We start from the raw sequence: 22,394 nt of genomic DNA, 5'->3' as shown, positions 1-22,394 counted from the left end.
CGTGCGCGTAGTTGCCGCGCACGAGCTGGATGATCGCGAGGTTGAAACGGAACGCCGCGTCGTCGGGCGCCAGCTCGCACGCGCGCGTCGCGTAGCGCTCGGCGTCGTCCCAGCGCTGCGCCTCCTTCATCGTCATCGCGATGTTGTTCAGCGCAAGCGCGTTGTCGGGAGCGATCTCCGCGAGCCGCGCGGCGCACGTGAGCGCCCCGTCGAGATCCTGCATCGCGAGCCGCGCGACGACGAGGTTGATCCACGCCTGCACATCGCGAGAATCGGCCTCCACGGCCGCGGCGAGCAGCGCGATTTCCTCGCGGCGATCGCCGCCCGACAAGCGCAGCGCGACCGCGAGGTTGTTGCGCAGCGACGGCCAGCCGGGGTCGAGCGCGAACGCCGCGCGGTACGGCGCGACGGCGTCGGCGTGACGGTCGAGCATCTGCAGCGCGTAGCCATGATTGAAGCCGGCGCCCGCGCCCGGGTGAAGGCGCGCCGCGCATTCGGCCAGCGCGAGCGCGTCGGCCTTGCGCTGCCGCGCGACCAGCGTCGAGGTCAGTCGCGCGAGCGCGGTCATGTCGGTCGCGTGCAGATGACCGGCGGCGCTCAGCCACAGATCGTGCGCGGCGCGCTCGCCGCGCGCATGCGCGTCGGCGGCCCGGCCGAGCAGCGCGAGCAGCGGCGGCAACAGCGGAATGAGGAGGTCGTTCGAGTCGTCCATGCGCTCCGGGAATCGGCAATCGGTCGCGCGACAACGGTCGCGCGCACCGCGATATGCGCATCTTAACGCCCGCGGGAACCGCTGCCGCAAGCGCATCGCGAACGCCGTCGCGACGCAGCGCCCCAGGCCGCACCGGGCGTGCCGGCAACCCGCACGGAGGCGGCGAGACCACCGTCGACGCCCCCTTCGTCCGCGTTCCGGCCGCATCCGGTCGCCGATCCGGTAAAATTGCACGTTTCAGCACACTAACAAAGCCGCGCCGCCGCGCGAGCCGACCCTCCGGGCCCCGCCCGGAGCGCCGCCCGCAACGGAGCGCCAGCGCCACGAAGGCTCTTCATGCTTACGTTTCAGCAAATCATCCTGACGCTGCAGTCCTACTGGGACAAGCAGGGTTGCGCCCTGCTCCAGCCCATCGACATGGAAGTCGGCGCGGGCACATCGCACGTCCACACGTTCCTGCGCGCGGTCGGCCCCGAGCCGTGGCGCGCCGCCTACGTGCAACCGTCGCGCCGCCCGAAGGACGGCCGCTACGGCGAGAACCCGAACCGCCTGCAGCACTACTACCAGTACCAGGTCGTGCTCAAGCCGGCACCGGAAAACATCCTCGACCTGTACCTCGGCTCGCTCGCGGCACTCGGTTTCGACCTGAAGCAGAACGACGTGCGCTTCGTCGAGGACGACTGGGAAAACCCGACGCTCGGCGCATGGGGCCTCGGCTGGGAAGTGTGGCTGAACGGGATGGAAGTCACGCAGTTCACGTATTTCCAGGAAGTCGGCGGCCTCGAATGCAAGCCGGTGCTCGGCGAGATCACGTACGGCCTCGAGCGCCTCGCGATGTATCTGCAGAAGGTCGAGAACGTGTACGACCTGGTCTGGACCGAGTGGGAAGAGCAAGGCCCGAACGGCCCCGAGCTGCGCCGCCTGTCGTACGGCGACGTCTACCACCAGAACGAGGTCGAGCAGTCGACCTACAACTTCGAGCACGCGAACGTCGACCTGCTGTTCACGTTCTTCAACAGCTACGAAGCGGAAGCGAAGAAGATGATCGACGCGCAGCTCGCGCTGCCCGCGTACGAACTCGTGCTGAAGGCCGGCCACACGTTCAACCTGCTCGACGCGCGCGGCGCGATCTCGGTGACGGAACGTGCGGCGTACATCGGCCGCATCCGCGCGCTGTCGCGTCTCGTCGCACAGGCTTACTACGACTCGCGCGAGAAGCTCGGCTTCCCGATGCTCGGCAACCCGCCGGGCGTGCCGGGCCTCACCACCGATGCCCAGGACGCCGCGCAACCGGCATGGGCGCCGCCGCTCAAGGTCGAACGCAAGATCGATCAGGACTGACGAGACGAGATTTATTCCAGACATGACGCACAATCATCCCGCCCCCCTGCTCGTCGAACTGCTGACCGAAGAGCTGCCGCCGAAGGCCCTCGCGCGCCTCGGCGACGCATTCGCCGAAGGTGTCGCACAACGCCTCGCCGCGCGCGACCTCATCGAAGGCGAACTCGTATTCGAGCGTTACGCCACGCCGCGCCGCCTTGCGGTCGTCGTACAGAACGTGCGCGCCGTCGCGCCTGAAAAGCAGGTCCGCGAAAAGGTCCTGCCCGTGTCGGTCGCGCTCGACGCCGAAGGCAAGCCGACCGCCCCGCTCGCGAAGAAGCTCGCGGCGCTCGGCCACCCGAACCTGACGATCGCCGATCTCGAGCGCGCGCAGGACGGCAAGGCCGAAGCGTTCTTCGTCAACTATTCGGCGGCCGGCGCGACGCTCGCCGACGGGCTGCAGGCCGCACTCGACGAAGCGCTCGCGAAGCTGCCGATCCCGAAGTTCATGACCTATCAGCGCCCGGACGGCTCCGACGTGAAGTTCGTGCGCCCGGTGCATCGCCTGACGGTGCTGCACGACGATCGCATCGTGCCGGTCACCGCGTTCGGCATCGATGCCGGCGACACCACGCTCGGCCACCGCTTCCTGTCCGACGGCCTCGTCGCGATCCAGCATGCGCACACGTATGCCGACACGCTGCGCGACAAGGGCCGCGTGATCGCGCACTTCGCCGATCGCCGCGAAACGATCCGCACGCAGTTGAACGAGCACGCGAACGGCGACACCGTCGTGATGCCCGAATCGCTGCTCGACGAAGTGACGTCGCTGGTCGAATGGCCGGTCGTCTACCCGTGCCGCTTCGAGGACGAATTCCTGCAGGTTCCGCAGGAATGCCTGATCCTCACGATGCAGACGAACCAGAAGTACTTCGCGCTGACCGACGTCGGCGGCAAGCTGCGCTCGCGCTTCCTGATCGTGTCGAACATCGAGACGAAGACGCCGGGCGAGATCATCGAAGGCAACGAGCGCGTCGTGCGCCCGCGCCTCGCCGACGCGAAGTTCTTCTTCGAGCAGGACAAGAAGAAGCCGCTCGCCGAGCGCGTGCCGCTGCTCGCGAACGTCGTCTATCACAACAAGCTCGGTTCGGCGCTCGCGCGCGTCGAGCGCCTCGAAGCGCTGGCCGGTGAAATCGCGCCCGCGATCGGCGCCGATGCCGCACACGCAAAGCGCGCCGCGCGCCTCGCGAAGGCCGACCTGCTGACCGACATGGTCGGCGAGTTCCCGGAACTGCAGGGCACGATGGGCACGTACTACGCGCGTCACGACGGCGAACCCGACGACGTCGCGCTGGCATGCGCCGAGCACTACCAGCCGCGCTTCTCCGGCGACGCGCTGCCGACCACGCCGGTGTCGACCGCCGTCGCGCTCGCCGACAAGCTCGAGACGATCGTCGGCATCTGGGGCATCGGCCTCGCGCCGACCGGCGAGAAGGATCCGTTCGCGCTGCGCCGTCACGCGCTCGGCGTGCTGCGCCTGCTGCTCGAGAAGCAACTGCCGCTCGATCTCGTGTCGCTGCTGCGCACGGCCCACGCGCGCTTCGAAGGCGTGCCGGGGGTCGCGGAATCGACCGATGCGATCTTCGCGTTCTTCATGGATCGCCTGCGCGGCCTGCTGCGCGAACGCGGCTACACGGCCGGTGAAGTCGACGCGGTGCTGAGCCTGAACCCGACCCGCGTCGACGATCTCGTCGCACGTCTCGACGCCGTACGCGAATTCACGCGCCTCGCGGAAGCGGAAGCGCTCGCAGCCGCGAACAAGCGGATCTCGAACATCCTGAAGAAGTCGGAAGGCGGCGCGAACGGCGCGGTACAGCCGGCGCTGCTCGTCGAGGCGGCCGAAAAGGCGCTGCATGAACAGCTCACGGCCGTGACGCCGCACGTGCAATCGCAGCTCGAAGCACGTGAGTACACCGGCGCACTGTCCGCGCTCGCCGCGCTGCGCGCACCGGTCGACACGTTCTTCAACGATGTGATGGTCAACGCCGAGGATCCCGCGCTGCGCGCGAACCGTCTCGCACTGCTGTTCGCACTGCACCAGCAGATGAACTGCGTCGCCGACATCTCGAAGCTCGCCGCATAAAGGCCGAACGATGCCGACCAGCCCCAACCGCAAGCTCGTCGTCCTCGACCGGGACGGCGTGATCAACGTCGATTCGGATGCGTTCATCAAGACGCCCGACGAGTGGATCGCGCTGCCCGGCAGCCTCGAGGCGATCGCACGGCTCAACCACGCAGGCTATCGCGTGGTCGTCGCGACCAACCAGTCCGGCATCGGTCGCGGGCTGTTCGACATGGCCGCGCTCAACGAGATGCACCTGAAGATGCATCGCGCGGCGGCCGCGGTCGGCGCGCGCATCGACGCGGTGTTCTTCTGCCCGCACACGGCCGAGGATCACTGCGACTGCCGCAAGCCGAAGCCCGGCATGATGCAGATGATCGCCGAGCGCTTCGAGATCGATCCCGCTCACACGCCGGTCGTCGGCGACTCGCTGCGCGACCTGCAGGCCGGCGTCGCGGTCGGCTTCCAGCCGTACCTCGTGCTGACCGGCAAAGGCAAGAAGACGCTCGCAGCGGGCAACCTGCCCGACGGCACGAAGGTCCACGACGACCTGCGCGCGTTCGCCCTGGATTTCCTTTCACACGAACACGAGTGATGCGGGCGCCGCGCGCATCCTCCTTACTGTCAGACCCACGCCGATGCGCTTCATCCGCTCCCTGCTGCTGCTGATCTACTTCATCGTGTACACGGTGCCGTACGCCACCGCGTGCTTCATCGCGTTTCCGTTCATGCGCCCCGACGCGCGCTACTGGATGGCGGCCGGCTGGTGCAAGTCGACGCTGTGGGTCGTGCGCTGGCTGAACGGCATCCACTACCGGATCGAAGGGATGGAAAACCTGCCCGACGGCCCGGCCGTGCTGCTGTCGAAGCATCAGTCCGCGTGGGAGACGCTCGCGTTTCCGGCGCTGATGCCCAAGCCGCTCTGCTACGTGTTCAAGCGCGAGCTGCTGTACGTGCCGTTCTTCGGCTGGGCGCTCGGGCTGCTGCACATGGTCAACATCAACCGCAAGGAAGGCAAGAATGCCTTCGTGTCGGTGATCCGCCAGGGCAAGAAGCGCCTGTCGGAAGGCGCATGGATGATCATGTTCCCGGAAGGCACACGCACGCCGGTCGGCAAGCAGGGCAAGTACAAGACGGGCGGCGCGCGCTTCGCGATCGAAACCGGCGCGCCGGTCGTGCCGATCGCGCACAATGCAGGCCGTGTGTGGCCGCGCAATTCGTTCACGAAATTCCCGGGCGTGGTCACCGTGTCGATCGGCAAGCCGATTCCGGTCGAAGGCAAAACGCCCGACGTATTGAACTCGCAGGTCGAAGCGTGGATCGAAGCGGAAATGCGCCGCATCGATCCGGACGCCTATCGCGAGCCGGGCAATGCGGGTACGCGCGATGCCGCGCGCATCTGAATCTCCCGGATTGCCGCCGTTGCGTACGACGAAACGAAGCGAATTGATGAAAAAGCGTCCGCGGCCACGGCCTGCCGTCGTGGCTCTCGATCATCGCCAGATGGATCTGCCGCTCTTCGACGGGCCGGCTGCCGCACCGTCGGCACCCGCCGCCCCGCCCACGTCGACGCCCACGCAGCCTGAAGCCACGCCGGCGACCGCTGCGCCCTCCGTCCCGCTCGACCCGGGCCGCGCCCCCGATCGCTCCCGCATCCGCACGTTCGCGCTCGACAGCCGCGTGCTCGAATACAGGCTGAAGCGCTCGGCGCGCCGCACGATCGGCTTCACGATCGACGGCAGCGGGCTGTCGATCACCGCGCCGCGCTGGGTCACGCTCGCCGACATCGAAGCGGCGATTGCCGAGAAGCAGCGCTGGATCTTCGCGAAGCTCGCGGAATGGAAGACCCGCACCGAGCAGCGCGCGCTACCGCAAATCGACTGGCGCGACGGCGCGCAGCTTCCGTATCTCGGCAAGACGGTGACGATCGCGCTCGGCGCGGGCGCCCTCGCGTTCGACACCGAGACACTGCGGCTGTCGCTGCCGCTGCCCGTGCAGGCGGACATGCAGCAGATCAAGGATCGCGTGCAGGGCTGGCTGCAGAACGAGGCGAAGCGGATCTTCGGCGAACGCCTCGTCGTCTATGCGGAAAAACTCGGCGTCACGTATTCGATGGTCGCGCTGTCGTCGGCGGCGACGCGCTGGGGCAGCTGCTCGAGCGACGGCAAGATCCGGCTGAACTGGCGGCTGATCCATTTCCCGATGTCGATCATCGACTACGTCGTCGCGCACGAACTGTCGCACCTGCGCGAAATGAACCACAGTCCGGCCTTCTGGCAGACCGTCGAATCGATCTTTCCGGAATTCCGCGAAGCGCGGCACACGCTCAAGCATCATCCGCCCGAGCTGTTGCCGTCGTTGTAACGCCGTCGGTCGCGACGTAAACGCCAAACGGGCGATGCGGATCACGCCGCATCGCCCGTTTTCGTTGCCCGCGACGCGTAACGCGGCGCGAACCGCTCGTCCGGCGCTCAGTGCGCCTTCTTCTGGATGAACTCGATCTTGTAACCGTCAGGATCCTCGACGAATGCGATCACGGTCGTGCCGTGCTTCATCGGGCCCGCTTCGCGCGTGACCTTGCCGCCTTGCGCCTTGATCTTGTCGCAGGCCGCGTACGCGTCGTCGACTTCCAGCGCCAGGTGGCCGAAACCGTTGCCGAGATCGTACGACGGCGTATCCCAGTTGTGGGTCAGCTCGATCACGGTGCCCGTGCTTTCCGCTTCATAGCCGACGAACGCAAGCGTGAACTTGCCGTCCGGATAATCCTCGCGGCGCAGCAGCTTCATGCCGAGCAATTCGGTGTAGAACTTGATCGAGCGGTCGAGATCGCCGACTCGCAGCATCGTATGCAGCAAACGCATGTGTTGTACTCCTGTGGGGCCTTTCCAGAACCGGAAATTCTACCGGAGTCGCATGAATCTCGCCGCGCGTGCCCGTGCGCCACCGGCCGATATCGCGCATCGGCGCGCGGCACCGCCGCCCGCACGCCCGTGGAAACCATCAGGCGCGACGCGCTCCGTCGTCGCGGCCGATCGGGTAACATCGTCCCACCTCGCACCAAAAGCGGGCATGCCGCCCGCCGCGGAAACGCGACTCACCCTATTCACTCACCCACACTGCCCGCCGTGCGAAACCGCCGATTCGAGCGCGCCGTCCGCGCCGTCCGCCCGCTGCTGCCGTCTTCCCGCCATTGCGCCGAGGCCCGTCGATGAGCGCGCTCGCCGCTTCGCCCGTGCGCCGCGCGCTCGATACCCGCGCCGTCGGCGTCATGCTGCTGCTCTGCGCGATCTGGGGCTTCCAGCAGGTCGCGATCAAGAGCACGAATGCGGCCATCCCGCCGATGTTCCAGGCCGGGCTGCGCTCGGTGATCGCCGCGCTGCTGCTGTGGGGCTGGGCCCGCTCGCGCGGCACGCCGCTGTTTCGCGCGGACGGCACGCTCGGCGCGGGTATCGCGGCCGGCGCACTGTTCGCCGGCGAGTTCATCTGCGTGTTCTTCGGCCTGACGCTGACGAGCGCATCGCACATGGCGATCTTCCTGTACACGGCACCGTGCTTCACGGCGCTCGGCCTGCACCTGTTCGCGCCGGGCGAGCGGTTGCAGCGCACGCAGTGGGCGGGTGTCGCGCTCGCCTTCGCCGGCATCGCGCTCGCGTTCGCGGACGGCTTCCTGAAACCGGGCGCGCCCGGCGCGTCGGTGCTGGCCGGGATCGCCGGCGACGCGCTCGGGATCCTCGGCGGCGCGATGTGGGCCGCGACGACCGTCGTCGTGCGCTCGACGTCGCTCGCGCGCACGAGCGCGAGCGCGAGCAAGACGCTGTTCTACCAGCTCGCGGTGTCGGCCGTCGTGCTGGTCGGGCTCGCGGCCGTGCTCGGCGAGACGTCGTTCGCACGCGTCACACCGCTTGCGCTCGCGAGCCTCGCTTATCAGTCGGTGATCGTCGCGTTCGTCAGCTATCTGTCGTGGTTCTGGCTGCTCACGCGCTACAGTGCATCGCGGCTGTCGGTGTTCACGTTCCTGTCGCCGCTGTTCGGCGTCGCGTTCGGCGTGCTGCTGCTCGGCGAGTCGGTCGGCTGGCGCTTCATGTCCGCGGCCGCGCTGGTGCTGACCGGCATCGCGCTCGTCAACGCGCCGCCGCGCCGGCGGGCGTGACGCGAGCACGGCGGCGCGGCACCGCCCGCCGAAACGGCCGGGCAATAAAAAGGCCGCCCGGCAGGGCAGCCTCGTGAACCTCGACGCGGCGCGCGCTGCGATCAGTCTGCGGACTTGCGCACCGCCGCAAGCGCCTGCGCGACGCCGACGTATTCGGCCACGCTGACATCCTCCGCACGTCGTGCGAGATCGAAGCCGAGCGCATCGAAATCGATCGTCTCGCGATAGTCGCCGAGCGTATTGCGCAGCATCTTGCGGCGCTGCGAGAACGCGGCCGTGACGACTTCTCCGAGCAGCACGGGATCGACGTCCGGCAGTTCGTGCGGCTCGTACGGAATCATCCGGACGATCGCCGAATCGACCTTCGGCGGCGGCTGGAACGATTCCGGCGGCACGTCGAGCATCTTCTCCATCACGTAGCGGTACTGCAGCATCACCGACAGCCGCGAGAACGCCTTCGTGCCCGGCTCTGCGACCATCCGTTCGACGACTTCGTTCTGCAGCATGAAATGCTGGTCGATGACCGCGTCCGCGAACGTCATCAGGTGAAACAGCAGCGGGCTCGAAATGTTGTACGGCAGGTTGCCGACGATACGCAGCGACGGCGCGTCGCCGGGCGCCGCGAGCGAGCGGAAATCGAATGCGAGCGCATCGCCCGCATGCAGCTCCAGCAACGCGCCGAAGCGCTGCTGCAGCCGGCCGATCAGGTCGCGGTCGAGTTCGACCGCGTGCAGCGGCGACTCGGGCGTCGCGAGACGCTCGATCAGCGGGCCCGTCAGCGCGCCGAGCCCGGGGCCGATCTCGACCATCCGCTGGCCGCGCGCGGGGCCGATCGTCGAGACGATCGAGTCGATCACGCCGTGATCGACGAGGAAGTTCTGCCCGAAGCGCTTGCGCGCGAAGTGGCCTTGATGCTGTCTGCTGTTCGACATCGACTGAGAAAAACGAAAAATACGACGAATAAAGTCAGGCCGCGAAGGCCGGCGCGTCAGGACGCGCGGCGATGGCGCGCCATCGTGACGGCCGTGTCGAGCGCGGCGACCATGCTGCCCGGATCCGCGCGGCCCGTGCCGGCCAGATCCAGCGCGGTGCCGTGATCGACCGACGTGCGGATGATCGGCAGCCCGAGCGTGACATTGATGCCCTCGCCGAACGTCGCGTACTTCAGCACGGGCAAGCCCTGATCGTGGAACATCGCGAGCACGCAATCGGCATCCGCGAGGTAGCGCGGCTGGAACAGCGTGTCGGCCGGATACGGGCCGCGCGCGTCGATGCCCTGCGCCTTCGCGCGCGCGAGCGCCGGCGAGATCACGTCGATCTCCTCGCGCCCGAGATAACCGTTCTCGCCCGCGTGCGGGTTCAGCCCCGTCACGAGGATGCGCGGCGCGGCGAGACCGAAGTCGCGCCGCAGATCGTGATCGATGATCGCGAGCGTCTCGACGAGACCGTCGATCGTCAGCGCGGCCGATACGTCCTTCAGCGGCAGGTGGGTCGTCGCGAGCGCGACGCGCAGCGGCCGCTCGCCGGTGCCCGCCAGCATCATCACGACGCGCGGCGTGTGCGTGCGCTCCGCAAGATATTCGGTGTGGCCGGTAAACGGCACGCCGGCATCGTTGATCGTGCTCTTCTGCAGCGGCGCGGTGACGATCGCGTCGTACCGCCCCGCCACCGCCCCGTCGATCGCCGCGTCGAGCAGCCCGAGCACGTAGCGGCCGTTGGCCGCGTCGAGCGTGCCCGCCTGCGCGGGCGCGGCGAGCGCGTGATGCGCGACCGACACCTGGCTGGCGCCGGCGAGCACCGCCCGGTCGGCGCCGACGGCCGCCGCGCGCGCATCGAGCAGCGCGGCGTCGCCGAGCACGGTGAAATGTGCATCCGGCCAGCGCCGCGCGGCGTCCTGCAATGCCTGCACGGTCAACTCCGGACCGACACCCGCGGGTTCACCGGTCGTGATCGCGATCTGCAGCGCGGGTGTCGTCATCTGGCGCCCGCTCAGTTCGCCTGGCCCATGCCGCTGATCTTGTACTGAACGTACGACGAGTCGCGCAGCTCGCGCAGCCAGTCGGCATACGCCTGCTCGGCCTTGCGCTGGCCGATGGCCTGGCGTGCGATATCCATCTGCTGCTGCACCGAGCCTTCCGCATCGCGGCGGCCGATCACCTGGATCAGGTGATAGCCGTACTCGGTACGCACCGGCTGGCTGATCTGGCCATCCTGCAGGTTGTTCATCGCACGCTCGAATTCAGGCACGGTCTCGCCCGGGCTGATCCAGCCCAGATCGCCGCCTTGCGACGCCGAACCGTCCTGCGAGTAGGTGCGCGCGAACTTCTCGAAATCGCCGCCGGCCTCGATCTGCTTGCGGATGTCGAGCAGTTGCTGGCGCGCCTGGCCTTCCGACTTGCCTTCACCCACGCGCAGCAGGATGTGGCGCACGTGCGTCTGCACGATCTTCGGTGCCGCGGCCGAGGTGCCCTGGCTCTCGCGGCGATCGACCAGACGCACGACCTCGAAGCCGTCCGGCACGCGGATCAGCGTCGGGTTGACCTGGCCCGGGCGCAGCTTCGATGCGGCTGCGACGACGTCCGGCGGCAGCGCGCCCGGCGCCTTGAAGCCAAGGTCGCCGCCCTTCTTCGCGTCGTCCGCTTCCGAGTTGTTCTTCGCGAGCTTCTCGAAATTGGCGCCCGACGTCGCCTGCTGCAGCAACGCCTCAGCCTTCTTCTGCGCGGCTTCGATCTCCGGCTGCGGTGCGTTGGTCGGCGCCTTGATGAAGATGTGCTCCAGGCGCAGGTCCTGCTGCTGCGATGCGCTCGGCCCGCGCTGGCTCGCGATGTAGTTCGCGACTTCGGCGTCCGACACGGTGATCTTGCCGTCGACTTCGCGCTCGCGCAGCTTCGACAGCATCAGTTCGGTACGGGCGTCGTTCGTGAAGATGCTCCAGGGCACGCCTTGCCCCTCGATGCGCGCACGATACTGGTCGAGCGTCATCCCGTTCGCCTGCGCGAGGCGCTGCAGCGTGGCCTGCACGGTGGCGTCGTCGACGCGAATCCCGTCGTCCTTCGCCTTCTGCACCTGGATGCGCTCGAGCACCATCTGGTTCAGCACCTGCGCGCGCAGCTGGTCGGCCGGCGGCACGGGCGCGTTCTGCTGTTGCAGCCGGCGCGAAATCAGGCCGACGCGCTGGTCGAGTTCGCGGCCCGTGATCACGTCGTTGTTGACGACCGCGACGACTTCGTCGGCGAGCTGCGCGCCTTGCGAACCGAGTGCCTGCGCCGCGGCCGGCGCAGCGGCGAGCAGCGCGGCGGACGCGGCGAGGCTGGACACGACTGCCGCGAAACGAAGGGTTTTCTTCATTGCCACTGATACTCCATTGAAATCGTGCTGACCGGTGCAGACAAGCCGGCGTTACTCGTAGTTGCTGAAGCGGGACATCGGCGGCGGTGCGGACGGCAGCGGCGTGTAGCCCGGCACCCCGGCGCGGAATGCCGAGACGAGGCCGTTGTCGACCGTCGACAGGCCCTTGAGCGTCAGCTGCATCATGAAACGCGTCGACGAGTTCTGCTGCCCCGACGTATTCACGCCGTTCGCGAACCGCTGGACCCCGACCCCGAGCGCCCAGCAATCCGCGTCGTATTGTAAGCCGAGCAGACCGTCGACCACGCGATCTCCGGCCAGGTCGTAGTTGAAACGGCCGATCGCGTACAGCCGGCGCGTAAGCGGCCACTGCGCCGACACCAGGAACTGGTTGATCGGCTGGCCGTCGAGCGTCGTGTTCGCGCGTGTGTAGCGATAGCCGACGTTGATCACGCGGCGCTCGCCCGGGCTGTAACCGAAACCGACGCTCGATTTCACGAGCTGGTTGTTGTTCTGGTTGTACTGGAACGCCGTCTCGGACATGAAGCCCGAGCCGAGCTTCAGCGCGGCGCCGACGATCAGGTCGGAGTGGCGCGCCTGCGCCGCGGTCTGGCCCGAGTTCAGCGTGACGCGCTGGTCGGCGAAGTAGTACTGCTGCGCGATCACGAAGCGCGCGCGTTCGTCGCCGGTGCGCGGATCGATGAAGCGCGACGTCAGGCCGGCCGTGATCCGGTTCGCGTCCGCGATCCGGTCGTTGCCGACGAACGTGTTCGGCTGGTAGATCTCCGCGAGCCCGAAGTCCGATTCCGCGGTGTCGAACAGCGGCGCGTTCGACTGGTCGCGATACGGCGTGTACACATAGTACAGGCGCGGCTCGAGGGTCTGGATGAAGTCCTGGCCGAACAGTCGCACCGAGCGGTCGAAGATCAGGCCCGAGTCGAAGCTCACGGTCGGGATCGACTCGGTGAAGCGCTTCGGGCTGTTCGGCGTGCCCGACGACAGGTAGTTCAGGTCGTACGACGCGAAGTGGTACTGGACCTTCGGCACGACGAAGTAGCCGGGGCCGTACACGCCGTACGCGAGGTACGGGTTGAAGACGACGCGGTCGCCTTCGGTCGAATCGGCGGTCGTGATGCGGAACCGCGAATAGTCGGCTTCCGCGCCGTAGTCGAAGCCGCCGACGTTGTACTTCGCGTACTTCACGTTCAGCTGCGGCTCGCGGCTGTACGGCGCGATCGACGGCGGCAGCGTCTGCCAGTGCTGGTAGCGCGCGAGCACCGACCACGGGCCCTTGTTGTACGTGAGGCCGGCTTCCTGCTGGTACAGCGTCTGCGTCCCGTTGATGAACTGGTTCATCGACCCAAGGTCTTCGGGATACGTGTTGTCCGAGACCTTGTTGAAATAGACGTAGCCGCCGAAACCGCCGCCGAAGTTCTGCTGGTGCTGCCAGTAGATCGCGTAGCGGTTGCGGTGCGCGAGCCGGTCGTCCGGCAGGTAATTCGCCGTAAACGTGCCGGAATAAGTCGGCGACAGATAACGGAACGTCGCCTCGGTCAGCACGCCGCGCCGCGAGATGATGCGCGGGGTGAGCGTCAGGTCGCGGTTCGGTGCGATGTTGAAGTAGTACGGCAGCGTCAGCTCGAACCCGTTGTTCGAGTTCATCGAGAACGTCGGCGGCAGCAGGCCGCTGCGCCGCTCGCCCGACAACGGGAACGTCATCCACGGGCTCGCGAAAATCGGCACGCCCTGGAAGAACAGCACGCTGTTGCGCACGGTGCCTTCGTCGGCGCCCGTATCGAAGTCGAAACGGCTGCCCTTGATGTACCACGCGGGGTTCGTCGAGCACTGGCACGCGGTGTAAGTGCCATTGACGAACACCGAGCGCTCGCTGTCGAGCAGGTCGACGCGCTCCGCGCTGCCCGATCCGCCCGTCATGTTGAAGTGGTACTTCGGCGCCGTCATGAAGCCCTGGTTCGCCTCGATCTTCAGATGCGCCTCGGGGCCCGCGAACGACGTGCCGTTGTTGATCACCCGGACCTGGCCGTACGCGTCGGCCATGTCGGTATCCTGATCGTAGTGGATCGCATCGGCCTTCACGACCGCATCGCCGCGGCGCAGCTCGGCCGAACCCTTCGCGGCCAGGTCCTGCTCGGCCGTACCGCTCGCATGGTCGGCGATCACGAAGGCGGCCGGCTTCGCGCCGTCCTTCAGCGGATGATCCTCGAGCTGGGGCGCGAGACGCAGATCCCACGGCGAATCGAGCGGCTGCGGCTGCGCGGCCGCGCCCGACAGCTGCGCGTACGACACGGCCGGCACGAGGCCTGGCACGGCCAGGAGCGCGAGCGCGAGCCGCCGTTTGCGCGGCGCCCCGTCACCGGGGAAGACATTCGGGAATAGCGGTTTGGGCGGCATCTATCGTTTGGCGAATCGCCCCTTGTCAACCGTACCTGCATAGCATGTTCGCGCACGGCGGGCCGCACCGTCGAACCGCGACTGCGGCGGAGCGCAAACGGGGAAGGCGATCGGGCAAGCGGCGCGACAGGCGGCGGGCCTGCACGGCGGAAGCTGACGCGGGGCGCGTCAAAAAAGTCGTGGGGTATTATATGGCAAGACGTTCCCCCCTCCGCCGAGTTTCATGACGCCCCCATCCGCCGCATCCCAGCCCGACGCCCGCCTCGAAGCGCTCATCGCGTGGCTGCACCCGCTCGCCGAGCGCTACGCCCTCGACCTGTCGACGCTCGCGCCCGCCTCGTCGGACGCCAGTTTCCGCCGCTATTTCCGTGTCGCGTCTGCCACGAGCCCTGGCGGTGCGCTGATCGCAGTCGACGCGCCGCCGCCCGAGAAGTGCCGCGAGTTCGTCCAGGTCGCACAGTTGCTGGCCGCGGCCGGCAACCACGTGCCGGACGTGCTGGCATACGATTTCGACGCTGGTTTCATGCTCGTGACCGATCTCGGCCGCACCTCGTACATCTCGGTGCTCGATCCGGCCGACCCGGTCGCCGCCCGCCCGCTGATGCGCGACGCGTTCGACGCGCTGATCCGCTTCCAGCTGAGCTCGAAGCCCGACGTGCTGCCGCCGTTCGACGAAGCGTTCCTGCGCCGCGAGATGGAGCTGCTGCCCGAGTGGTTCGTCGGCCGCCACCTCGGCAAGCCCGTGACCGACGTGATGCGCGACACGCTCGAGCGCACCTTCGCGCTGCTGGTCGCGAGCGCCCATGCGCAGCCGCAGGGCTTCATGCTGCGCGACTTCATGCCGCGCAACCTGATGGTCTGCGAGCCGAACCCGGGCGTGCTCGACTTCCAGGACGCCGTCTACGGGCCGCTGACGTACGACGTCGTGTCGCTGCTGCGCGACGCGTTCATCAGCTGGGACGAGGAGTTCGAGCTCGACTGCTTCGCGTACTACTGGGAGAAGGCGAAAAAGGCCGGCCTGCCGGTCGACCCGGATTTCGGCGAGTTCTACCGCCAGCTCGAATGGATGGGGCTGCAGCGCCACATCAAGATCCTCGGCCTGTTCGCGCGCATCAACTATCGCGACGGCAAGCCGCACTATCTGAACGACCTGCCGCGCTTTCTGACCTATGCGCGCAAGGTCGCGCTGCGCTACCGCCCGCTCGTGCCGTTCGCGAAGCTGCTCGACGCGCTCGAGGACAAGGCGGCGCCCGACGTCGGCTATACGTTCTGACCGCCATCTACCGCCCTGACACCCGGCCGAACATGAGCACTACCCTGACCACGGCGATGATCTTCGCCGCCGGGCGCGGCGAACGGATGCGCCCGCTCACCGACACCCGCCCGAAGCCGCTGCTCGAAGCGGGCGGCAAGCCGCTGATCGTCTGGCAGATCGAAGCGCTCGCACGCGCGGGCATCGAGACGATCGTGATCAACCACGCATGGCTCGGCGACCAGCTCGAGGCCACGCTCGGCGACGGTTCGCGCTGGGGCGTGCGGCTCGCGTATTCGGCCGAAGGCGACGCGCTGGAGACTGCCGGCGGCATCGCGCAGGCGCTGCCGCTGCTCGAACGCGACGGCCGGCCGACGGTATTCGCGGCGGTTGCCGGCGACGTGTACTGCACATTCGACTACCGGACGCTCGCCGCGCGCGCCGCGCAGATGGCCGCGCTCGACGCGCCCGCGATGCATCTCGTGATGGTGCCGAACCCGCCGTTCCATCCAGCCGGCGATTTCGTGCTCCGCGACGACGGCCGGCTGTCGCTCGCCGGCACGCCGCGCGTGACGTTCGGCAGCATCGGCGTGTACGACACGCGGATGTTCCGCGACATCGTGCCCGGCACGCACCGCGCGCTGTCGCCCTACTTCAAGGCGACGATCGAGGCCGGCCATGCGACCGGCGAATTGTATGAAGGTATCTGGGAGAACGTCGGTACGCCCGCGCAGCTCGGCGAGCTCGACGCGCGGCTGCGCGCCGCCGCGGGCTGATCGTTTCGTGGCCGAACGGCGGCCGCCGGTTCGCCGGTTCGCCGGTTCGCCGGCGCGGCGGCCGAGGGCCTGACAGGCCGCTGAAGCCCCCGCCGAGCCGGGTTCACACGCCGCGAACGCTCCGCCGGGCCGCCGGGCCGTGACGTCGTGACACCGCCCGCTACCGAACGGACGGACGGTCAACCACCCGCTCCCGCCACGCACCGCGTCGCGCGGCACCCACGCTCACGCGGCCTCGGCCGCCTCCCCGCCCGCCGCCGCGCGCTGCTGCTGCAGCGCCCACATCTGCGCGTACAGCCCGTCGGCGCGCACGAGTTCGTCGTGCGTGCCGCGCTCGACGATGCGTCCGTGGTCCATCACGAGAATCTGCTGCGCATGCACGACGGTCGACAGCCGGTGCGCGATCACGAGCGTCGTGCGATGCCGCGCGATCTGGTCGAGCTCGTGCTGGATCGCGCGCTCCGAGCGCGAATCGAGCGCCGACGTCGCCTCGTCGAACAGCAGCACGGGCGGATCCTTCAGCAGCGTGCGCGCGATCGCGACGCGCTGCTTCTCGCCGCCCGACAGCTTCAGTCCGCGCTCGCCGACCGGCGTGTCATAGCCCTTCGGCAAACTTTCGATGAAGTCGTGGATGTGCGCGGCGCGCGCGGCCGCGATCACTTCGTCGCGGCTCGCGGTCGGCCGGCCGTATGCGATGTTGTAGTAGATCGAGTCGTTGAACAGCACGGTGTCCTGCGGCACGATCCCGATCGACGCGCGCAGCGAGTCCTGCGTGACGTCGCGAATGTCCTGGCCGTCGATCCTGATCGCGCCGCCCGTCTGGCGGTCGAGATCGTAGAAGCGGAACAGCAGCCGCGACAGCGTCGACTTCCCCGAGCCGCTGTGGCCGACCACCGCGGTCGTCGTGCCCGCGTCGATCGTGAACGTCACGTCGTGCAGGATCGCGCGCGACGCTTCATACGAGAAGTTCACGTGCTCGAAGCGCACCTGCGCGCCGGCCACCGCGAGCGGCCGCGCGTCGGGAAGATCCGCGACCTCCTTCGCGGCCGACAGCAGCCCGAACATCCGGTCCATGTCGGTGAGGCTCTGCTTCAGTTCGCGATACACGACGCCGAGGAAATTCAGCGGAATGTACAGCTGCAGCATGAACGTGTTGATCAGCACGAGGTCGCCCAGCGTCAGCTTGCCCGCCAGCACGCCCTGCGTCGCACGCCACAGGATGAACACGAGCCCCGTGCCGATGATCGCCTGCTGGCCGAAGTTCAGCACCGACAGCGAGTTCTGCGAGCGGATCGCGGCCTTGCGGTAGCGCTTCAGGTTCTCGTCGTAGCGCTGCGCTTCCCACTCTTCGTTGCCGAAGTACTTTACCGTCTCGTAGTTGATCAGCGAATCGATCGCGCGCGAATTCGCACGCGAATCGAGCTCGTTCATCGTGCGGCGAAAGTGCGTGCGCCAGTTCGTGACCTTCACGGTGAACACGATGTACGTGACGAGCGCCGCGAGCGTCACGTACGCGTAGTACGCCTCGTACTTGACCACGAAGAAGCCGAGCACGAGCCCGACCTCGACGAGCGTCGGCAGGATGCTGTACAGCGAATAGGAAATCAGTTGCTGGATCCCGCGCGTGCCGCGCTCGATGTCGCGCGACATGCCGCCGGTCTGGCGCTCGAGGTGAAAGCGCAGCGACAACCCGTGCAGATGCCGGAACACCTGCAGCGCGAGCTGGCGCACCGCGCTCTCGGTGACCTTCGAGAACAGGATTTCGCGCAACTCGGTGAACAGCGACGTCGACAGCCGCACGAGCGCATATGCGACGACGAGCAGGCCCACGCCGCCCGCGAGCACGATGCCGGCCGAGTGTTCGGCGCGGCCGAGCGCGGTGAGCTGCTGCACGGCGGACAGATGATCGACGATGCGCTTCATCACGACGGGCACGCCGAGGTTCGCGACCTTCGCGCCGATCAGGCAGCTGAGCGCGAGCGCCACGCGCAGTTTGTAAGTGGCGAGATACGGCAGCAACGACCGGATGGTCTGCCAGTCGTTGCGAGGCCCGGTCGGAGCCGGCGCGGGCTCGCCGGAAGCAGGAAATCGGCGCATGGGGGAAGGATCGGCGATGGGTCGGGCGCGTGCGGCAACGGCCGACTGGCGCGCTTTCTCGTACAATTTGCGAACGTTGTATTGTCGCAGAAGCCGCTTCGCGCCGCTGCCGGCGGCCTCGCCGGCTGTCGTGCGCGCGGCGGCGCATTTATTACAGGATGAAAGCACCCGCCATGACCGATTCGACCCTCGAGCTCCCGCAAAAGCAGCCCGCGCTGCGCGTCGTCCCGCAACCGCACGACGCCAACGTCCACGGCGACGTGTTCGGCGGCTGGATCATGTCGCAGGTCGACATCGCCGGCTCGATCCCCGCGAGCCAGCGCGCGAACGGCCGCGTCGCGACGGTCGCGGTCAATTCGTTCGTCTTCAAGCAGCCAGTGTTCGTCGGCGACCTGCTGAGCTTCTACGCCACCATCACGCGCACCGGCAACACGTCGGTGACGGTCGACGTCGAGGTGTACGCGCAACGCATGCGCCTGATGGGCGAAATCGTGAAGGTCACCGAAGCGACGCTCACCTACGTCGCGACCGGCGCCGACCGCAAGCCGCGGTCGCTGCCGCCGCTGTAATGCGCGCGCCGCGCTGCAGCACCGCGGCCCGTCAGTGCGTGGCCGTCAGCCCGAACTCCCGCATTGCGGGCAGGAAGTCGTGATTGAGCTTCGGCTTGCGCGACAGCTTCATCAGCACGTAGCGCTGGAACGGCGCGAGCCGCTGCCACTGCGCAAGGGCAGGCGCCGGCAGCCCGGCCAGCGCGCTCTGCTGCACCAGCGCATCCGGCACCGTGTCGGTGCCGCGCCAGGCCGGCTGATCGTCCGGCTGGAACCACGACGGCTCGAGGTCGGCATGCGTGCGCAGCATCTCGAACAACGCGTGATCGAAGTTCGGCTCGATCGCGGTGTCGTCGTCGGCCGGAAAGCGCGCGAGCAGCTTGCGGTCCTCGAGCGGCAGCAGTTGCCACTGCTCCAGTGAAATCCGCAGACCGAAGCGGTCGAGATTGAAACGCACGATCATCGGAATGTACGTCAGGTTTTCCGACGAATCGTGTTCGAAGTTGAATAGCAGCGGAGCGTCGCTGAGTCCCATGGTCGTTACCTGAGTGGCGGATGCCGGCGTGGCCGGCCTGCCTGAGGTATTTTAGAACCTCTGCGCGCGAGCGGCGAATGCGATCGTCGCCGCACGTGCTTCGAACCAACGGGAGTGCTCGTGAATCCGACCCAATTCGACCCACTGCGCGCCCCACTGCGCGCCCCACTGCGCGACCAACCGCGAGATGCACCGCGAGACGAGCCGCGCGGCGCGATCGAGCTGTCCGTGCGCCGCACGCGCGGCGGCGCAGTCGAAACCGCGCACGACTATGTCGGCCAGGAATGGCCGGTCGCGCTCGTCTTCAACGGCATCTCGCATGCTGTGATGATGTGCACGCCGCTCGACCTCGAAGCATTCGCGGTTGGCTTCGCGATATCGGAAGGGATCGTCGCGCGTGGCAGCGACATCAAGGACATCGAGGTGATCCTGCACGCCGACGCGCCGCTGCCGCACGCGGAGGTGCATCTGGAGGTCGTCCAGCAGGCGTTCGCCGCGCTGAAGGACCGGCGTCGCGCGCTCGCGGGGCGCACCGGCTGTGGCGTGTGCGGCATCGAGAGCATCGATCTGCTCGACCTCGCGCCAGAACGCGTGCCCGACACCGGCTTTCTCGCCCGCCTCGCGCCCGACGCGCTCGCGTGCGCGGCCCGCGCGCTGCCCGCGCACCAGGCGCTCACGCGGCTCACCGGCGGCCTGCATGCGGCCGCGTGGTGCGACGCAACAGGCGCGATCCGGATGGCGTTCGAGGATGTCGGCCGCCACAACGCGCTGGACAAGCTGATCGGCTCGCTCGTGCTGTCGCGCGCCGACACGACCGACGGCTTCGTGTTCCTGTCGAGCCGCGCGAGCTACGAGCTCGTGCGCAAGTCGGCACGGGTCGGCATCCCGATGGTCGCGACGATCTCCGCGCCGTCGTCGCTCGCGATCGGCATTGCGAAGGCGGCGGGGTTGCGGCTGGTCAGCTTCTGCCGGGAAACCGGCCACGTCGATTACGGGACGGCCTGACCTCGGCCGTCCGGGCGCGCCGGCCACGCATCGCCGGCGCGGCCCGCCGTATCAGTCGAACTGACGGAAATCCGGCTTGCGCTTCTCGAAGAACGCCGTCATCGCCTCGCGCGCTTCCGGTGCACGGAGCATCGCGGCGAAGTGGCCGGCTTCCTCGGTCATCCGCGCGGCAACCGCCACGCCGCCCGTATCCTTCAGCAGCGCCTTCGTCACGCGCAGCGACGACGCCGGCAGCGCAGCGAGCTTCGCAGCCTGCTTCGCCGCGAATGCATCGAGTTCGGCCGCCGGCAGCACACGATTGACGATGCCGATCCGGTGCGCTTCCAGCGCATCGAACGCTTCGCCAAGCAGCAGCTTTTCAGCGGCGACCTGGTGGCCGGCCAGACGCGGCAGCAACACGCTCGACGCCGCTTCCGGGCATAGCCCGAGCTGCGCGAACGGCAGCGAGAACGTCGCGGTGTCGGCCGCGTAGACGAGGTCGCAGTGCAGCAGCATCGTCACGCCGACGCCGATCGCGATGCCCGGCACCGCGGCGACGACCGGCTTGCTGGCGCTGCTGATGCGCGCGAGAAACTGGAACACCGACGCGTTCTCGTCCTTCGGCGGCGTTTTCAGGAAATCCTCGAGATCGTTCCCCGCGCTGAAGTTGCCGTCGCTGCCGCGCAGCAGGATCGCGCGGATTGCCTTGTCTTCCTGCGCGTCGGCAAGCGCATCGGCCATCGTCTGATACATCGCCGCCGTCAGCGCGTTCTTCTTCGCCGCACGCGCGATCGTGATCGTCATCACGCCGTTGGCGCGTTCCACTTGAATTTCGGCCACAACCGTCTCCTTGGTCTGTCCTCTTCCGGAATGAAAAACGGTGCGCAAGCTCGTGGCTCGCGCACCGTGATCGCTACAGTCCCGCTCCGCTTACAGGCGTTCGATGATGCCCGCCGCACCCATGCCGGTGCCGACGCACATCGTGACCATCCCGTACTTCAGGTTGCGGCGACGCAGGCCGTGCACGACGGTCGCCGCGCGGATCGCGCCGGTCGCGCCGAGCGGGTGGCCGAGCGCGATCGCGCCGCCAACCGGGTTGACCTTCGACGGATCGAGGCCGAGATCGCGGATCACCGCCAGCGACTGCGCGGCAAATGCTTCGTTCAATTCGATCCAGTCGAGGTCGTCCTGCTTCAGGCCCGCGGCCTTCAGCGCGGCCGGAATCGCTTCCTTCGGACCGATGCCCATGATTTCCGGCGGCACGCCGCGCACCGCGAAGCTCACGAAGCGCGCGAGCGGCGTCAGGTTGAATTCCTTGAGCACCTTCTCCGACACGACGAGCAGCGCGCCCGCGCCGTCCGACGTCTGCGAGCTGTTGCCGGCCGTGACCGAGCCCTTGTTCGCGAACACCGTGCGCAGCTTCGCGAGGCCTTCGAGCGTCGTATCCGCACGCGGACCTTCGTCGAGCGCGATCTCGCGCGTCTTCACGTCGACTTCGCCAGTCGCGAGGTTCGGGAAACGCTCGGTGATCGTGTATGCCGCGATTTCGTCGCCGAACTCGCCGGCCTGCTGCGCGGCGAGCGCCTTGCGGTGCGATTCGACCGAGAACGCGTCCTGGTCTTCGCGGCTCACCTTCCACTGCTCCGCGACGCGCTCGGCGGTCAGGCCCATTCCGTACGCAATGCCGAAGTCTTCGCTGCGATCGAAGATGTGCGGCGACATCGACGGCTTGTTGCCCATCATCGGCACCATGCTCATCGATTCGCAGCCGCCCGCGAAGATCGCGTCTGATTCACCGACGCGGATGCGGTCGGCCGCCATCGCGAGCGCGGTGATGCCCGACGCGCAGAAACGGTTGACGGTCACGCCGCCGACCGTCTGTGGCAGGCCCGCAAGCAGCGCGCCCATGCGCGCGACGTTCAGGCCCTGCTCGGCTTCCGGAATCGCGCAGCCGATGATCGCGTCCTCGATCAGCTTCGTGTCGAAGCCCGGCACCTGCGCGACCGCCGACTTGATCGCGTGGACCAGCAGCTCGTCGGGGCGCGTGTTCTTGAAGACACCGCGCGGGGCCTTGCCGATCGGGGTACGGCTGGCGGCGACGATGTATGCATCTTGCAGTTGTTTGCTCATTTCAGACT

General features: G+C 67.8%; 19 protein-coding genes and 1 pseudogene. 10 read left to right on the top strand and 10 right to left on the bottom strand.

Features of this window, described 5'->3' with window-relative positions:
• Nucleotides 1-712, bottom strand: a pseudogene (locus J7024_RS20970) (hypothetical protein); the annotation flags it as partial.
• 336 nt (nt 713-1,048) lie between these two features.
• On the opposite strand from J7024_RS20970, the gene glyQ reads away from it, so the two are divergent.
• From glyQ to J7024_RS20945, 5 genes are read left to right on the top strand one after another with little or no spacing between them, the layout of a single operon-like run.
• Complete coding sequence (gene glyQ, locus J7024_RS20965; protein ID WP_080681364.1) at nt 1,049-2,053, top strand: glycine--tRNA ligase subunit alpha; 1,005 nt, start codon at nt 1,049-1,051, stop codon at nt 2,051-2,053.
• A gap of 22 nt (nt 2,054-2,075) precedes the next feature.
• A complete protein-coding gene (glyS, locus tag J7024_RS20960) occupies nt 2,076-4,175 on the top strand; it encodes a glycine--tRNA ligase subunit beta (RefSeq protein ID WP_124828964.1) in 2,100 nt (699 codons plus the stop codon).
• Between the two features lie 10 nt (nt 4,176-4,185).
• On the top strand, nt 4,186-4,749 hold the full coding sequence (gene gmhB / locus J7024_RS20955; RefSeq protein ID WP_124828965.1) for a D-glycero-beta-D-manno-heptose 1,7-bisphosphate 7-phosphatase: 564 nt from the start codon (nt 4,186-4,188) through the stop codon (nt 4,747-4,749).
• Nucleotides 4,750-4,792: 43 nt separating this feature from the next.
• The gene (locus tag J7024_RS20950) at nt 4,793-5,557 is read left to right on the top strand and encodes a lysophospholipid acyltransferase family protein (RefSeq protein WP_124828967.1); all 765 of its coding nucleotides are present in this window, start codon (nt 4,793-4,795) and stop codon (nt 5,555-5,557) included.
• A gap of 46 nt (nt 5,558-5,603) precedes the next feature.
• Nucleotides 5,604-6,518, top strand: coding sequence for a M48 family metallopeptidase (locus J7024_RS20945; RefSeq protein WP_124828968.1), 915 nt, complete (start codon nt 5,604-5,606; stop codon nt 6,516-6,518).
• A 107-nt stretch (nt 6,519-6,625) separates the two neighbouring features.
• On the opposite strand, the gene gloA is transcribed toward J7024_RS20945, so the two are convergent.
• The gene (gene gloA / locus J7024_RS20940) at nt 6,626-7,015 is read right to left on the bottom strand and encodes a lactoylglutathione lyase (RefSeq protein ID WP_124828970.1); all 390 of its coding nucleotides are present in this window, start codon (nt 7,013-7,015) and stop codon (nt 6,626-6,628) included.
• Nucleotides 7,016-7,362: 347 nt separating this feature from the next.
• On the opposite strand from gloA, the gene J7024_RS20935 reads away from it, so the two are divergent.
• Entirely contained in the window at nt 7,363-8,304 is a 942-nt protein-coding gene (locus J7024_RS20935; RefSeq protein ID WP_234745427.1) for a DMT family transporter, read from the top strand.
• 101 nt (nt 8,305-8,405) lie between these two features.
• Here the strand turns inward: J7024_RS20935 and rsmA are convergent, their stop codons facing one another.
• The 4 genes from rsmA to J7024_RS20915 are packed head-to-tail and all read right to left on the bottom strand — an operon-like array spanning nt 8,406 to nt 14,064.
• Entirely contained in the window at nt 8,406-9,236 is an 831-nt protein-coding gene (rsmA, locus tag J7024_RS20930; RefSeq protein WP_124828974.1) for a 16S rRNA (adenine(1518)-N(6)/adenine(1519)-N(6))-dimethyltransferase RsmA, read from the bottom strand.
• Nucleotides 9,237-9,292: 56 nt separating this feature from the next.
• Entirely contained in the window at nt 9,293-10,282 is a 990-nt protein-coding gene (gene pdxA / locus J7024_RS20925; RefSeq protein ID WP_124828976.1) for a 4-hydroxythreonine-4-phosphate dehydrogenase PdxA, read from the bottom strand.
• An 11-nt stretch (nt 10,283-10,293) separates the two neighbouring features.
• Nucleotides 10,294-11,652, bottom strand: coding sequence for a peptidylprolyl isomerase (locus J7024_RS20920; protein WP_124828978.1), 1,359 nt, complete (start codon nt 11,650-11,652; stop codon nt 10,294-10,296).
• 51 nt (nt 11,653-11,703) lie between these two features.
• Nucleotides 11,704-14,064, bottom strand: coding sequence for an LPS-assembly protein LptD (locus J7024_RS20915; RefSeq protein ID WP_124828980.1), 2,361 nt, complete (start codon nt 14,062-14,064; stop codon nt 11,704-11,706).
• 223 nt (nt 14,065-14,287) lie between these two features.
• Here J7024_RS20915 and J7024_RS20910 point away from each other — a divergent pair, with 223 nt between their 5' ends.
• Nucleotides 14,288-15,337, top strand: a complete 1,050-nt coding sequence (locus J7024_RS20910; RefSeq protein ID WP_234745426.1) for an aminoglycoside phosphotransferase family protein — start codon at nt 14,288-14,290, stop codon at nt 15,335-15,337.
• A 32-nt stretch (nt 15,338-15,369) separates the two neighbouring features.
• The gene (gene murU / locus J7024_RS20905) at nt 15,370-16,092 is read left to right on the top strand and encodes an N-acetylmuramate alpha-1-phosphate uridylyltransferase MurU (protein ID WP_175770487.1); all 723 of its coding nucleotides are present in this window, start codon (nt 15,370-15,372) and stop codon (nt 16,090-16,092) included.
• A gap of 225 nt (nt 16,093-16,317) precedes the next feature.
• Here the strand turns inward: murU and J7024_RS20900 are convergent, their stop codons facing one another.
• Nucleotides 16,318-18,189, bottom strand: coding sequence for an ABCB family ABC transporter ATP-binding protein/permease (locus J7024_RS20900; protein WP_124828986.1), 1,872 nt, complete (start codon nt 18,187-18,189; stop codon nt 16,318-16,320).
• Between the two features lie 173 nt (nt 18,190-18,362).
• Here J7024_RS20900 and J7024_RS20895 point away from each other — a divergent pair, with 173 nt between their 5' ends.
• Nucleotides 18,363-18,758 carry an acyl-CoA thioesterase gene (locus tag J7024_RS20895; RefSeq protein ID WP_124828988.1) on the top strand — a complete coding sequence of 132 codons (396 nt, stop codon included), beginning with the start codon at nt 18,363-18,365 and terminating at the stop codon, nt 18,756-18,758.
• A 31-nt stretch (nt 18,759-18,789) separates the two neighbouring features.
• On the opposite strand, the gene J7024_RS20890 is transcribed toward J7024_RS20895, so the two are convergent.
• A complete protein-coding gene (locus tag J7024_RS20890) occupies nt 18,790-19,272 on the bottom strand; it encodes a nitrate reductase associated protein (RefSeq protein ID WP_096507099.1) in 483 nt (160 codons plus the stop codon).
• Nucleotides 19,273-19,440: 168 nt separating this feature from the next.
• Between J7024_RS20890 and fdhD the strand changes: the two genes are divergently transcribed.
• Nucleotides 19,441-20,277, top strand: coding sequence for a formate dehydrogenase accessory sulfurtransferase FdhD (gene fdhD / locus J7024_RS20885; protein ID WP_175751306.1), 837 nt, complete (start codon nt 19,441-19,443; stop codon nt 20,275-20,277).
• A gap of 51 nt (nt 20,278-20,328) precedes the next feature.
• Here the strand turns inward: fdhD and J7024_RS20880 are convergent, their stop codons facing one another.
• Nucleotides 20,329-21,096, bottom strand: coding sequence for an enoyl-CoA hydratase (locus tag J7024_RS20880; protein ID WP_124828990.1), 768 nt, complete (start codon nt 21,094-21,096; stop codon nt 20,329-20,331).
• 90 nt (nt 21,097-21,186) lie between these two features.
• On the bottom strand, nt 21,187-22,386 hold the full coding sequence (locus J7024_RS20875; protein ID WP_124828991.1) for an acetyl-CoA C-acyltransferase: 1,200 nt from the start codon (nt 22,384-22,386) through the stop codon (nt 21,187-21,189).
• Nucleotides 22,387-22,394: the final 8 nt, after the last annotated feature.

Source organism: Burkholderia sp. WTPI3 (assembly GCF_021483755.1).
Taxonomy (GTDB): Bacteria; Pseudomonadota; Gammaproteobacteria; order Burkholderiales; family Burkholderiaceae; genus Burkholderia.
The sequence above is the reverse complement of the archived record's forward strand: the minus strand, read 5'-3'. Positions and strand labels throughout refer to the sequence as shown.